The following is a 13,973-nucleotide window of genomic DNA, read 5'->3' as shown; positions in this document are numbered from 1 at the left end:
AAACACCGGGAAGCGTCACCGGGAGCGTGTGCGCTCCCGCACCATCCGTTCCAGGTCCCTGCTGACTTTCACAAGGGACGCGGCGCGGAGCGCCTTCTGTTCGGCCAGCGTCTGCGTCCCGCGGCGCGGGGGCCTGCCGCCTGCACTGTCCACGGGCTCGCCTCCGCGCACACCGGCGCCACCGCCGGGTGCTGACAGCCCGCCCGCAAGGGGATCAAAAAAGAGGTTGCCCGAAAAATAGATACCGTGCACGGCTGATCAGTTCCTTTCCCCGCAGGATGTGCAACTGCCGCGGAAGGCATTGCCACGCGTCATCATGCGGCCACGGTAGCGGGGACTCATTTCGCGGCTTTGAACTGCTGGTTTCGGCGGCGTTAAGCGGGACCGCTGGGATTTGCCGCCCTGCGATAAACGGGACCGCTGGGATTTGCCGCCCTGCGATAAACTGGAACTTGGCTTTCCGCCAGCCCGTTTCCCGGCCTCGGGCCGCAGCGCCCCGGCGCGCAGTGCCCGAAAGGCGCCCGGGCAGTCCCACCCGCAGCGAAAGTAGCACCGTGTCCCAAGATGTCCTGACCCCCGCCCGGATCTCGGCGATTCACAAAGAGGCAGGCCGCCGTCGGACCTTTGCTGTCATTTCGCACCCCGATGCCGGCAAGTCCACGCTGACCGAGGCGCTCGCACTGCATGCCAAGGTGATCGGCACTGCCGGCGCCTCCAGCGGCAAGGCGAACCGCAAGGAGACCGTCTCGGACTGGATGCAGATGGAGAAGGACCGCGGCATCTCCATCAGCTCGGCGGCCCTGCAGTTCTCCTACCGGGACACCGTCATCAACCTGCTGGACACCCCCGGCCACGCCGACTTCTCCGAAGACACCTACCGAGTGCTCGCCGCCGTCGACTGCGCCGTGATGCTGGTGGACGCCGCCAAGGGCCTGGAAACCCAGACCATGAAGCTGTTCGAGGTCTGCAAGCAGCGCAACCTTCCCATCATCACCGTCATCAACAAGTGGGACCGCCCCGGACTCGACGCCCTGGCCCTGATGGACGAAATCACCGAGCGCACCGGCCTGCAGCCCATGCCCCTGACCTGGGCGGTGGGCATCTCCGGCGATTTCCGCGGCGTGTGGGACCTGCGCAATGACCGCTTCGCCCGGTTCCAGCGCAACAACGCCGGCGCGCAGATCGCCATCACCGAATACTTCACCCCCGAGGAAGCGGCGGAAAGCCAGGGCAGCAACTGGTCGGACGCCGTGGACGAGGCCGGCCTGGTGATCGAATCGAACCTGGAGTTCGACGTCGAGAGCTTCCACGCCGGCAAGGCGACCCCCATCCTGTTCAGCTCCGCCGCGCTCAACTTCGGCGTCAAGGAGTTGCTGGACGCGCTGGTGGACTTTGCCCCGCCCGCAGCGCCCCGCCCCGACGTGGACGGCACGCCGAGGCCCGTCGAGTCGCCGTTCTCCGGCTTTGTCTTCAAGGTCCAGGCCGGCATGAACAAGGCCCACCGCGACCATGTGGCCTTCATCCGCGTCTGCTCCGGCGTCTTCGAGCGCGGCATGGTGGTCACCCAGACCCGCACCGGCAAGTCCTTCGCCACCAAGTACGCCCAGCAGGTGTTCGGCCGGGAACGCGAAGTCATTGACGAGGCCTATCCCGGCGACGTGGTGGGCCTGGTCAACGCCTCCTCCCTGCGCGTCGGTGACAGCCTGTTCCTGGAGGAACCGGTGGAGTATCCCGCCATCCCGTTGTTCGCTCCCGAGCATTTCCAGGTTGCGCGCTCCAAGGACCCCAGCAAGTTCAAGCAATTCCGCCGCGGCATCGAACAACTCGAGCACGAGGGCGTCATCCAGGTGCTCCGCTCCGACGTCCGCGGAGACCAGGCGCCGGTGCTCGCCGCCGTCGGCCCCATGCAGTTCGAAGTGGTGGAGGACCGCATGGCCCACGACTTCAGCGCCCCCATGCGCCTGGAGCGCCTGCCGTACTCACTGGCCAGGATTTCGACGGCGGATGCCATGCCGGCGCTGGCAAACGTGCCGGGCGCCGAGGTGCTTTTGCGGTCAGACGGCGAATACCTCGCACTGTTCAACGACGTCTGGGCACTGCGGCGGATCGAAAAGAACCACCCGGACCTCACCCTGGTGCCCATCGGCACCCACAACCCCGCGAAGTAGGGCGATATGACAGCATCACAACCACGCGCGCTGGTCACCGGTGCCGGGACCATCAACCCGCTCGGATCGTCGGTGGCCGAAACCTGGACGGCCCTCCTGGCCGGGCAGTCCGGCATCGCCGCCCTGGAGGAGGAGTGGGCTGAGCAGCTGCCCGTCAAGATCGCCGGCCAGGCGCCCGCCGACCTTTCCGAGCACCTGAGCACCCGCGAGATCAAGCGGATGGACCGCTGCGGCCAGCTCGCGCTCATTGCCGCGCGGGAAGCGTGGAAGCAGGCCGGCGCCCCTGAGGTGGACCCGGAACGCTTCGCCGTGGTGATCGGCTCCGCGTACGGCGGCCTTGGCTCCACTCTGGAACAGGATCGCACCCTCGCGGAATCCGGGCCCCGCAAGGTGTCTCCCCATACCCTGACCCGGCTCATGGTCAACGGCCCCGCGGCCTGGGTGTCCATCGACCTCGGCGCCCGCGGCGGCGCCCGAACGCCCGTCAGCGCCTGCGCATCCGGCGCCGAGGCGATTGTCCAGGCAGCCGAGATGATCCGCTCCGGCGCTGCCGACGTCGTCATTGCAGGCGGTGTTGACGCCTCCGTCAACGACCTGGTGATCACCGGCTTCTCCCAGATCCGTGCACTGTCCACCCGCTCCGACGATCCACAGCGGGCCTCGCGCCCGTTCGACGGCGGCCGGGACGGCTTTGTTCTCGCGGAAGGCGCCGGCGTCGTGGTGCTGGAAAGCGAAGAGCACGCCCGCGCCCGCGGCGCTTTGGTGCTGGGAGCCGTAGCCGGCGGCGCGGTCACCTCCGACGCGAACGACATCGTGGCGGCAGACCCCGCGATGCAGCGGCGCGTGATGCAGAAGGCCCTGGAGTCGGCGGGCATGGAGCCCGCGGACATCGGCTTCGTCCACGCCCACGCCACCTCCACCCCGGTGGGGGACCGGCTCGAAGGCCAGGCCATCAACGCGATCTTCGGCGCGGACCTACCCGTCACCTCCACCAAGGGGCACACCGGCCACCTGCTGGGCGGGGCCGGCGCGCTGGCCGCCGTCGTTGTGCTTGAAGCCCTGCGGACCGGCCAGCTTCCGGGCACCCTGAACGTTGAGGCGCAGGACCCCGAAGTGGACCTGAACGTCATCACCGAGGAAGCGTACGCCCTGCCGGCGGGAAATCCCCGGGCCGGCCTGGTGAACGCCTTCGGCTTCGGCGGGCACAGTGTCGCCTTGGTGATCACCGGGGAGTAAGCACAGCAACGCGGGGTCACTACGGGCCCAATCCGAGGTGCGGATTGGGCCGAAAGTGACCCCGCGTTGCTCTAACCAGACTGCGGTAAAAAGATTGTTGAACAATCCTGGTTCTTGAGGCATGATGGATGAAGAATCCAACCTGAGACGAGGGTCACATGCCTTTCATCGATCTGAACAGCGACGTCGGGGAATCCTTCGGCAACTGGACCATGGGCGACGATGCCGCCGTCTTCCGCCACGTGACCAGCGCCAACGTGGCCTGCGGCTTCCACGCGGGCGATCCTTCCACCATTGCCCGCACCTGCCGGGATGCTGTCGCCGCCGGCGTTACCATCGGCGCGCACGTGGGCTACCGTGACCTTGCCGGCTTCGGCCGCCGGTTCCTCGACTGCTCCGCCACCGAGCTTGCCGATGATGTCCTGTACCAGCTCGGCGCGCTGCAGGCCCTTGCCCGCGCAGCCGGCGCCGAGGTCAAGTACGTCAAACCCCACGGTGCCCTCTACAACACCATCGTGCACCACGAGGTCCACGCCCAGGCGGTGGTGGACGCCGTGCATGCGTTCAACCCGGACCTCCCGCTGCTGCTCCTCCCGGGCGCCGTTGCAGGGAAAAAGGCCGCTGCGCGGGGCCTTACGCCGCTCTCCGAAGCCTTCGCGGACCGCGCCTACAACCCCGACGGAACCCTCGTCTCCCGCCGGGAGGAAGGTGCCGTACTGCACGACCACAGCGCCATCACCGAGAACATGGTCCGGCTCGCCACCGACAGGACGATCATTGCCCGTGACGGGTCCGTGCTGCAGGTCCAGGCGGACAGCATCTGCGTCCACGGTGACACCCCGGGTGCCGTTGCCATGGCCGGAGCGGTACGCGCGGGACTCGAACAAGCCGGCGTCACCGTCCGGAGCTTTGCATGAGCATCACCGGTATCCGTTGGGCCGGTCCCCGTGCGGTCCTCGTAGAGCTGACCGACCTCGCGTCGGTGCTCGCCCTGCACCACCGGCTGGAGGCCGACCCCCTGCCGGGCCAGCTGGATGCCATCGCCGGCGCTGCCACCGTGCTGGTCAAGTTTGCTTCCCGGTTCCACACCGGCGCCGCCCGCGAACTGCTTCCGCACCTTGACCTCACGGCCCGCCACCATGGCACCGGCAACGAGGTCACCATCGAAGTGGTGTACGACGGCGAAGACCTCGCCGAAGTGGGCCGGCTTACCGGACTGGGTGCCGACGGCGTGATTGCCGCCCACACCGGGCAGGCATGGACCGGGGCGTTCGGCGGCTTTGCCCCCGGCTTCACCTACCTGGTGGGCGAGAACGGCTCGCTGAACGTGCCCCGCCGCAGCTCGCCCCGCACCGCCGTGCCCGCCGGCTCCGTGGCGCTTGGCGGCGCATTCTCCGCCGTCTACCCGCGTCAGTCCCCGGGCGGCTGGCAGCTCCTCGGCCACACCAGCGCGGTGATGTGGGACCTGGGCCGGGAGTCCCCGGCACTGGTCCGCCCGGGCGATACCGTCCGCTACGTCGCGGTGCGGGAAGCAGTGGCAGCCCCCTCAGCTGAAGAGGTAAAGCCGGCTTCTCCCGAAAACACGGAATCCCGCTCCGGGCTCACCGTCCAGGCCCCGGGGCTGCAGTCCCTGGTCCAGGACCTGGGCCGGCCCGGTTTCGGGGACCTCGGTGTCTCCGTGTCCGGTGCTGCCGACCAGCGCTCCGTCCGTCAGGCGAACCGGTTGGCAGGCAACGGGCCCGATGCTGCCGTCGTCGAAAACCTCCTCGGCGGCCTCGCCGTGCGGGCCGATGGCGACCAGGTGCTGGCTGTTGCCGGTGCTCCGGCTGTCCTTGAAATCCGCGACGAATCCCGGACGCTCCTGCGGCACCCGGCCATGCATACACCCTTTGCCCTGCTCGACGGCGAGACGCTCACCATCAGTCCGCCCAGCGCCGGCGTGCGGAGCTACCTGGCCGTGCGCGGCGGGTTCGATGTTCCCCCGGTCCTGGGCAGCCGTTCCAGCGATTCGATGTCCGGCATCGGACCGGCCCCGCTGGCGGCGGGGACTTTCGTGCCCGTTGCCCCCATAACAGGAGTCTGGCCGGTGGGAATACCGGAGGACGGCATGCTGGAAGCCGGGTCATCGACCACCACCCTGCGCGTGACACTCGGCCCCCGTGATGACTGGTTCGACGCCGAAGCCATCGGTCTCTTCACCGGCCAGCAGTGGCTGGTCACCGAGCAGTCCAACCGGATCGGTGTCCGGCTCGCCCCGCCGGAGGAGGGCCGCGCCCTTGAACGCGCCCGGGACGGTGAACTGCCCAGTGAAGGAACGGTGGCCGGGGCACTGCAGATGCCGCCCAACGGACACCCGGTCCTGTTCCTGGCCGACCACCCGGTGACCGGCGGATACCCGGTGATCGCCGTCGTCGTGCCCGAAGACCTGCCCCTGGCTGCCCAGTTGCCGCCCGGGCGCCACGTGGAGTTCACCATCGTGGACCCCCGCACCCTGGAGCCTGTTGACCAGGAAGTTGTTGACCAGGCAGCCCGCCAGGAAACCCCCCGTGAATCAGCCGTAGGCGCCACCGCGTTTGAAGGAAGCCAGCCATGAAAAAAGTCCTGATTGCCAACCGCGGCGAAATTGCAGTGCGGATTGCCCGGGCGTGCTCGGACTCCGGGCTCGGGTCCGTCGCCGTCTACTCCGACCCGGACGCCGACAGCCTGCACGTGCGGCTCGCTGACGAGGCGTACGCTCTGGGCGGCACCGCCAGCGCCGAAACGTACCTGGACATCGCCAAGCTCCTGGACGCCGCCAAGCGCTCAGGTGCGGACGCCATCCACCCCGGCTACGGGTTCCTCTCCGAGAATGCGGACTTTGCCGAAGCCGTCATCAATGCTGGCCTGGCGTGGGTGGGTCCGTCGCCCGATTCGATCCGTGCCCTGGGCAACAAGGTGACCGCCCGGGAGATCGCCGTCCGGGCCGGCGCGCCGCTTGTGCCCGGCAGCGACGGACCCCTAGCCAATGCCGAGGAAGTGCTGGCCTTCGCCCGGGAATACGGCCTGCCGGTGGCCATCAAGGCCGCGTTCGGCGGCGGCGGCCGGGGACTGAAGGTGGCCCGGCGGATGGAGGACGTGGAAGACGCGTTCGAATCCGCGGTCCGCGAATCCACTGTGGCGTTCGGCCGCGGCGAGTGCTTTGTGGAGCGGTTCCTGGACCAGCCCCGGCACGTCGAAGCGCAGGTCCTGGCCGATACCCACGGCAACGTGGTGGTCCTGGGAACCCGCGACTGCTCGCTGCAGCGCCGCAACCAGAAGCTCGTGGAGGAAGCCCCGGCACCGTTCCTCACAGTGGAGCAGCGCTCGCTGATCCACGAATCCGCCAAGGCGATCTGCCGGGAAGCGGACTACCACGGCGCCGGGACCGTCGAGTTCCTGGTGGGCAAGGACGGGATCATCTCCTTCCTTGAGGTGAACACCCGCCTGCAGGTGGAGCATCCCGTCACCGAAGAAACGTCCGGCGTGGACCTGGTCCGCGAGCAGTTCCGCATCGCCGCCGGCGGCGTCCTTGGCATCACGTCCGACCCCGAGCCCCGCGGCCATGCCATCGAATTCCGGCTCAATGCCGAGGACCCGGCCCGCGGCTTCCTCCCCGGCCCGGGCACCATTGAGGCCTTTGAACCGCCCACCGGCGCCGGCATCCGCGTCGACTCCGGCGTCCGGTCCGGCTCCGTGGTCCCGGGTGAATACGATTCCCTGCTCGCCAAGCTCATCGTCCACGGCGAGGACCGGCCGCAGGCGCTCCGCCGCGCCGCCGCCGCGCTCGAGGAGATGCGCATCGTGGGGCTGCCCACCGTCCTGCCGTTCCACCGTGCCGTGGTCCGCCATCCCGCCTTCACGGCCGAGGAAGGACTGGGCGTGCACACCACCTGGATCGAGAATGAATTCGCGGAGCAGCTGGCGGCCTCTCCGGAGATAGCCCGCACCCAGCCCGGTGCCGCCCGCAGGACCTTCACGGTGGAGCTGGACGGCAAGGCCGTGCAGCTCGGGTTGCCGGCGAAGCTGTACGAAGCCCTGCTCAGCGGAGGCGGCGGCGCAGGCCACTCCTCTGCGGCGGCCGAGGAAGAGGACGACGCCGAACTCGCCTCACCGATGTCAGGTTCCCTGGTGAAATGGGTGGCCGAGGATGGCGAACACGTTGAGGCCGGCCAGCCGGTGGCCGTGCTGGAGGCGATGAAGATGGAAACCGTGGTGCCCGCCCACCGCAGCGGCACCCTGGCGCGGGGCCCGCAGGAGCCCGGCAACGTCGTCGGCCGCGGTGACGTCCTTTGCCGGATCGCATAGCGGCCGCCTGAACTGGGGAAGGCCAATCTTTCGATAGATTGGAACGATGCCCATGAACGCAGCACTCCAGGGGATCGCCGACGGCGCCCAGGCAGCCCACGCCCACACGGGGGCGTGGGTGGCCAGCGTGCTCCGCTCGCGCATTTCGGCCGGTGAGCTTCCGCCGGGGACCAAACTCTCGGAGCAGAAGCTCTCTGAAGCCCTCGGCGTTTCCCGGAATACTCTGCGCGAGGCCTTTACGGTCCTGGCCGGGGAGTCGATGGTGCAGCGGATTCCCAACCGGGGCGTCTATGTTGCCGCTCCCGGAGCTGAGGATGTGCGGGAGATCTACCGGGTTCGCCGGCTGATCGAGCCGGCCGCCGTCCAATGGGGCGAGATGCCGCCCGGGGCGCTGGAACACCTGGAGGCCATTGTTGCCAGGGCGCAGGCGGCCAAGGCTGCCAACTCGGTGCCCGAGATGGCCGACGCCAACCAGGAGCTGCACAAGGCCCTGGTGGCCCTGTCCGGCAGCGCATCACTGTCCGAGCTGATGGAAAAGGTGCTCGCGGAAATGCGCCTGGTCTTCCATGCGATGGCCACCACGCCTGACTTCCACAGCCACTACGTGGACCGGAACGTCGCCCTCGTGCAGCAAATCCGTGCCGGCCAGCGCGAAGAGGCAGCCGCCGAGCTCCGGCGCTACCTGGACACCGCTGAGCATGAGCTGCTGGTCCATATCGGCGCTGTCCCGGCCGGGCCGGCCGCCGTGGACCCTGCCTAAGCTGCCTGACTTCTGCAGCAGTGCCTAGGGCACCAGGTAGGAGCTGTCCCGGGCGTCCGTAATCAGCATGTGCCCCGGCGCGTGCCCGATGGCCAGTGCCGGCCGGGATTCCATCACCATTGCCTGCGGGGTCACCCCGCATGCCCAGAACACCGGAATGTGCCCCTCCGGAATCCGGACGGGATCGCCGAAGTCGGGACGGGACAGGTCCGCAATGCCAATCTCGGACGGATTGCCCACGTGGACCGGGGCGCCATGGACGGCGGGGTAGCGCGACGTGATGCGGACGGCGTCGGCCACCTGCGAGGCCGGAACAGGCCGCATGGACACTACCAGCGGCCCGGCCAGGGCGCCGGCCGGTTCGCAGCGGACGGAGGTCCGGTACATCGGGACGTTGACGCCCTGGTCGATGTGGGCGATGCGGATGCCGCCCTCCTGCAGCGCGGCCTCGAACGTGAAGCTGCAGCCCACGATGAAGGTGACCAGGTCATCCCGCCAGTACTCCGTGATGTCCGTTGGCTCGTCCACCTTCACGCCGTTTTCGTAGACGGCGTACTTCGGCACGTCAGTCCGGATGTCACCGCCGGCGAGCAGCGCACTGCTCGTCTCGCCGGCGTCGAGCACCCCCAGGACGGGGCACGGCTTGGGGTTCCGCTGCGCGAACAGCAGCACGTCGAAGGCCTGCGCCTTCGGAACGATCATCAGGTTGGCCTGCGTGTAGCCTGCACTCCACCCTGACGTGGGCGTCACCAGGCCAGCCCGGAAGAGGGCCCGCGCCTGGGCGGGGGACAACGCGGCCGGGTTCTCCGGACGCACGACGGCGGCGGGCGGGTTTGCGGGGATGGTCATGGCGGGCTCCTGCCGGGCACAAAGGGGGTTCAGTGACTGCAATCACAGGGTCTTTTGCCAGCTTAACGACCGAAGGGCGGGCCGCGCAAGAGATTGTTGAACAATTCTTGCGCGGCCCGCCCTGAGGTCCTTGTTGGGAGGTTCGTCAGCCGTGGCGATCAATACCCCAGTGGCGCCTGGCGCCGCCGTCGTACGAGCCGCCGTCGTACTCCCGTTTAGGCGCGGCTGGCGACCGGTTCCTGCACGGCGGCTTCCTCAACCTGCACTGGAGCGCCATCGGTTCGGCGCTCTTTCAGGAAGTACACCAGCCCGGCAGCGATGGTGGAGGCGGCGGCCAGCGCGAACAGGCCGGGGATAACGCTGCCGGTCTGCTCCTTGATGATGCCGAAGCCGAAGGGGGCCACAAAGCCGCCCAGGTTTCCCAGCGAATTGATGATGGCGATGGCCGGGGCGAGGATCATCGGGTGCAGGCCGGACTGCGGGATGGTCCAGAACAGTGGCGAGGCGCTCTTGAAACCCATGGCCGCGATGGCCAGGAAGACCAGGGCCATGACCGGAGATGCGATGGCGGCGGCGAACGTGCCGACGGCTGCCACCAGCAGGGCAACCACCAGCAGCGGGCGCTTGGACTTGGCCTTGTCCTGCAATTTAGCGGCGAAGTACATGGCGAAGACGGCGCAGACCCACGGGATGGAGGACAGGAACCCCACGGTCAGGTCCGTGGTGCCGGGGATCTGCTTGATGATGCTGGGGAGCCAGAACGTGTTGGCGTAGATGGACAGCTGCACCGAGAAGTAGATGCCGCACAGCAGCAGGATCTGCGGGTTGAGCAGCATCTTCCAGCGGTTGATCTTGGCGCCGCCGGCCGTGGTGTGCTGTGCGTCCTCGTCGCTGATGGCCTGGGACAGGGCGTCCTTTTCGGCGGGGGAGAGCCACTTGGCGTCCTTGATGCGGGCGTCCAGGACAAAGAACACGGCCATGCCCACCACCACGGAGAGGGCGCCTTCGAAGCCGAAGAGCCACTGCCAGCCGCGCAGCCCCAGGGTGCCGTGGAGGCTGAGCAGCATGCCGGCGATGGGGCCGGAAATTGCCGCGGCGATGGAGGAGCCCGCGATGAAGATCGCGGTGGCCTTGCCGCGCTGGCCCGCCGGAACCCAGCGGGCAAAGTAGAAGATGACGGCGGGGAAGAAGCCGGCCTCCGCGGCACCCAGCAGGAAGCGCAGGACGTAGAACATGGTTTCGTTCTGCACGAACGCCATCAGGAAGGAAACGATGCCCCAGCTGACCATGATGCGGGTCAGCCAGACCTTGGCGCCGTACTTTTCCATCATCACGTTGCTGGGGAGTTCAAAGATGGCATAGGCGATGAAGAACAGGCCCGCACCGAACCCGTAGGCGGCGGCGCCGATGCCCACATCCGCCTGGAGGTGGTCCTGGGCGTAGCCGATGTTGGACCGGTTCAGCTGGTTGCAGACCAGCATGACCAGCATGATGGGCAGAACGCGTTTGAAGAACTTCTTCGTGGCTGTCGCCACGTCCGAGACAGCATTGTCTGCAGACTTCATTGAATGTATTTCCTTTGGATAGATAACGCAGGCCGGCTGCGGGGCCCAATGCGGGGGCACAGGAAAGTAGTGGGGCACGCCACAGCGGACCCCACTACTTTACCGAAAGTGCTGCCGGAGGCTGCTACCGAACGAGGCAGGGCCGCTTCGGGTCGAAGGACCAGCCCTCGATGTAGTACTGCATGCCGATGCTGTCGTCGCGGGCATTCAGGCCCTGTTCCAGATACAGCTTGTGGGCCTTGTCCAGGGCGTCGCGGTCCAGCTCGATGCCGAGGCCCGGGGCGGCCGGAACCTCGATGGCGCCGTCCTTGATCTGCAGCGGTTCCTTGGTGAGGCCCTGGCCGTCCTGCCAGATCCAGTGCGTGTCCAGGGCGGTGATTTCACCCGGAGCCGCGGCACCGGTGTGGGTAAACATGGCCAGCGAGATGTCAAAGTGGTTGTTCGAGTGCGAGCCCCAGGTGAGGCCGAACTCGTGGCACATCTGCGCCACCCGCACCGAGCCGTGCATGGTCCAGAAGTGCGGGTCAGCCAGGGGGATGTCCACGGCGTTGCTGCGGATCGCGTGCGACATCTCCCGCCAGTCCGTGGCAATCATGTTGGTGGCCGTCTTCAGGCCCGTGGCCCTGCGGAACTCCGCCATGACTTCCCGGCCGGAGAAGCGGCCTTCTGCGCCGCAGGGGTCTTCCGCGTAGGCCACAACGCCCTGCATCCGCTTGCCCAGCCGGATTGCCTCGTCCAGGAGCCAGCCGCCGTTGGGGTCGAGGGTCACCCGGGCCTCGGGGAAGCGCTTGGCGAGGGCCGTGACCACGTCCACTTCGTCGTCGCCGGACAGCACGCCGCCCTTGAGCTTGAAGTCGCTGAACCCGTACCGTTCCTGGGCGGCCTCAGCCAGCGCCACCACGGCCTCGGGCGTCATGGCTTCCTGCCGGCGGAGTTCCTCCCAGCGGTCCGCGGGTGCGTCCTCCACGAGGTAGGGCAGGTCAGTCCGCTTGTGGTCCCCCACGAAGAAGAGGTAGCCGAGCATCGGGACGGAGGTGCGCTGTTGGCCGTCGCCGAGCAGTTCAGCCACGGGAACGCCGAGGTACTGCCCGTGCAGGTCCAGCAGCGCGGATTCGACGGCGGTGACGGCATGGACCGTGGTGCGCAGGTCGAAGGTCTGGAGGCCGCGGCCGCCGGCGTCGCGGTCAGCGAACTCGGCAGCGATTTCACGCAAAAGCGAGCGGTAGCGGGCCACCGGCTTTCCGGTAATCAGGGCGCCGGCTTCCTCGATGGTGTTGCGGATCTTTTCGCCGCCGGGAACTTCACCCAGGCCGGTCCTGCCGTCCGAATCGGTGATGATCACAACATTGCGGGTGAAGAACGGGCCGTGCGCGCCGCTGAGGTTCATCAGCATGCTGTCGTGCCCGGCAACCGGGACAACCTCGACCCGGGCAATGCTTGGCTGGGAGGTCATGCGTTAATTCCTGCTTTCTGTGCTTCGGCGGCTTCCACAACGCCATCGATCCTGCGGTTCAGGTGCCAGGGGTTGGTGTCCTGCAGGGGTGTGGGGAGGAGTTCCTGGGGGATGTTCTGGTAGGCGACGGGGCGCAGGAAGCGGTTGATGGCGAGGGTTCCGACGGAGGTGGTGCGGGAGTCGGAGGTGGCGGGGAAGGGGCCGCCGTGGACCATGGCGTGGCCGACTTCGACGCCGGTGGGCCAGCCGTTGACGATGATGCGGCCCACTTTCTGCTCGAGCGCGGGGATCAGGGGTGCCGCGGTGGGGTAGTCCTCTTCGGTGAGCTGCAGTGATGCGGTGAGTTGGCCTTCGAGGCGTTTGATGGCGTCGAGGAGTTCGTCGGTGCTTCCGTAGCGGATGACCAGGGACGCGGCGCCGAAGATTTCCTCGTGCAGGACGTGGTTGGTGACGAAGTCGCGGACCTGGGTGCCGAAGATGGTGGGTGCCGGGGCGTTTTCGGTGGCACCGGCGGCGCCCTTTCCGATCAGGTTCACGCCGTCAGCGCTGCCCAAAGCTTCTGCCCCGGCGTTCCACGAACCGGCGATGCCCGCTGTGAGCATGGTCTGTCCGGAGCAGGCGGAGACGGCGCGGCCGACGGCGGCGGCGAGTTTGTCGCCCAGTTCGCCTTCGGGGGCGAAGAGCAGGCCGGGGGAGGTGCAAAGTTGGCCGGAGCTGCCGGTGACGGCGGTAACGTACTGGGCCGCGAGGGCGTCGATGTCTTCGGCGGAGCCTTTGAGGGCGCCTTCGAAGACGAAGACGGGGTTCAGGGAGGACATTTCGGCGTAGACGGGGATGGGTACGCGGCGGGCCGCGGCGGTGCGCATCAGGGAGATGCCGGCGGCCTGGGAGCCGGTGAAGCCGACGGCTTTGATGTTGGGGTCGGCGACGAGGGCCTGGCCGATGCTGGCGCCGGGGCCGTAGATGAGGGAGAACACGCCGGGGTGCAGGCCGAAGTCTTTGACGGCTTTGGCCACGGCCTGGCCGACGAGTTCGCCGGTGCCGGGGTGGGCGTTGTGTGCCTTGAAGACGACGGGGCAGCCTGCGGCCAGGGCCGAGGCGGTGTCGCCGCCTGCGGTGGAGAAGGCGAGCGGGAAGTTGCTGGCGCCGAATACCGCAACGGGGCCGAGCGGGATCTGGCGCTGGCGGATGTCCGCCCGGGGCAGCGGGGTGCGGTCCGGGATGGCGGGGTCCACGCGGACTCCGCGGAAGTCGCCCTGGCGGACCACGTTGGCGAAGAGCCGCAGCTGGCCGGTGGTGCGGGCACGCTCACCCTGCAGGCGGGCGGCGGGCAGCCCAGTTTCCTGCCCGGCGCGGACGATCAGTTCCTCGCCGATGGCTTCGATGTTGTCCGCGATCGCTTCAAGGAACCCGGCGTGGGTTTCCGGGTCCAGTGTGGAGAAGGACGGGTACGCGTCAGCTGCCGCGGCGGTGGCCAGCTTCAGTTGGTCCTCGGTGATCAGGGAGTACGCGGGATCGAGCTGTTCATTGGTGGCCGGGTTGAAGCCGAAGGCTGTCTTGCCGTCGCCGACGACGGTCTGTCCGGCGATCAGGGAGTGTCCGGTGAGGGTCACGATGGT

General features: G+C 68.0%; 11 protein-coding genes. 6 read left to right on the top strand and 5 right to left on the bottom strand.

Annotated features, from left to right (window positions below; all coding sequences use genetic code 11):
* Positions 1-15: 15 nt before the first annotated feature.
* The gene (locus tag B5520_RS09545) at positions 16-252 is read right to left on the bottom strand and encodes a hypothetical protein (protein ID WP_079596833.1); all 237 of its coding nucleotides are present in this window, start codon (positions 250-252) and stop codon (positions 16-18) included.
* A gap of 302 nt (positions 253-554) precedes the next feature.
* Between B5520_RS09545 and B5520_RS09540 the strand changes: the two genes are divergently transcribed.
* From B5520_RS09540 to B5520_RS09515, 6 genes are all read left to right on the top strand, one after another.
* Positions 555-2,168 carry a peptide chain release factor 3 gene (locus B5520_RS09540; RefSeq protein ID WP_079596832.1) on the top strand — a complete coding sequence of 538 codons (1,614 nt, stop codon included), beginning with the start codon at positions 555-557 and terminating at the stop codon, positions 2,166-2,168.
* 6 nt (positions 2,169-2,174) lie between these two features.
* Positions 2,175-3,404 carry a beta-ketoacyl-[acyl-carrier-protein] synthase family protein gene (locus B5520_RS09535; RefSeq protein WP_079596831.1) on the top strand — a complete coding sequence of 410 codons (1,230 nt, stop codon included), beginning with the start codon at positions 2,175-2,177 and terminating at the stop codon, positions 3,402-3,404.
* 158 nt (positions 3,405-3,562) lie between these two features.
* Positions 3,563-4,321 carry a LamB/YcsF family protein gene (locus tag B5520_RS09530; protein WP_079596830.1) on the top strand — a complete coding sequence of 253 codons (759 nt, stop codon included), beginning with the start codon at positions 3,563-3,565 and terminating at the stop codon, positions 4,319-4,321.
* Entirely contained in the window at positions 4,318-5,997 is a 1,680-nt protein-coding gene (locus B5520_RS09525; RefSeq protein WP_079596829.1) for a 5-oxoprolinase subunit B/C family protein, read from the top strand. Before B5520_RS09530 ends, B5520_RS09525 begins: the two co-directional genes overlap by 4 nt.
* Positions 5,994-7,727, top strand: coding sequence for an acetyl/propionyl/methylcrotonyl-CoA carboxylase subunit alpha (locus B5520_RS09520; protein ID WP_079596828.1), 1,734 nt, complete (start codon positions 5,994-5,996; stop codon positions 7,725-7,727). Before B5520_RS09525 ends, B5520_RS09520 begins: the two co-directional genes overlap by 4 nt.
* 46 nt (positions 7,728-7,773) lie before the next feature.
* The gene (locus B5520_RS09515; RefSeq protein ID WP_079596827.1) at positions 7,774-8,487 is read left to right on the top strand and encodes a GntR family transcriptional regulator; all 714 of its coding nucleotides are present in this window, start codon (positions 7,774-7,776) and stop codon (positions 8,485-8,487) included.
* 24 nt (positions 8,488-8,511) lie between these two features.
* Here B5520_RS09515 and B5520_RS09510 read toward each other — a convergent pair whose 3' ends face one another.
* From B5520_RS09510 to B5520_RS09495, 4 genes are all read right to left on the bottom strand, one after another.
* Positions 8,512-9,336: a putative hydro-lyase gene (locus B5520_RS09510; protein WP_079596826.1), complete on the bottom strand. Its 825-nt coding sequence runs from the start codon at positions 9,334-9,336 to the stop codon at positions 8,512-8,514.
* A gap of 215 nt (positions 9,337-9,551) precedes the next feature.
* Positions 9,552-10,901: an MFS transporter gene (locus B5520_RS09505; protein WP_079596825.1), complete on the bottom strand. Its 1,350-nt coding sequence runs from the start codon at positions 10,899-10,901 to the stop codon at positions 9,552-9,554.
* A 124-nt stretch (positions 10,902-11,025) separates the two neighbouring features.
* Positions 11,026-12,354, bottom strand: a complete 1,329-nt coding sequence (locus B5520_RS09500) for an enolase C-terminal domain-like protein (protein ID WP_079596824.1) — start codon at positions 12,352-12,354, stop codon at positions 11,026-11,028.
* On the bottom strand, positions 12,351-13,967 hold the full coding sequence (locus tag B5520_RS09495; protein ID WP_079596823.1) for an aldehyde dehydrogenase (NADP(+)): 1,617 nt from the start codon (positions 13,965-13,967) through the stop codon (positions 12,351-12,353). Before B5520_RS09495 ends, B5520_RS09500 begins: the two co-directional genes overlap by 4 nt.
* Between the last annotated feature and the right edge of the window lie 6 nt (positions 13,968-13,973).

The organism is Arthrobacter sp. P2b (genome assembly GCF_900168295.1).
Lineage (GTDB): Bacteria > Actinomycetota > Actinomycetes > Actinomycetales > Micrococcaceae > Arthrobacter.
This window is presented reverse-complemented; position numbering and strand designations above follow the sequence as displayed.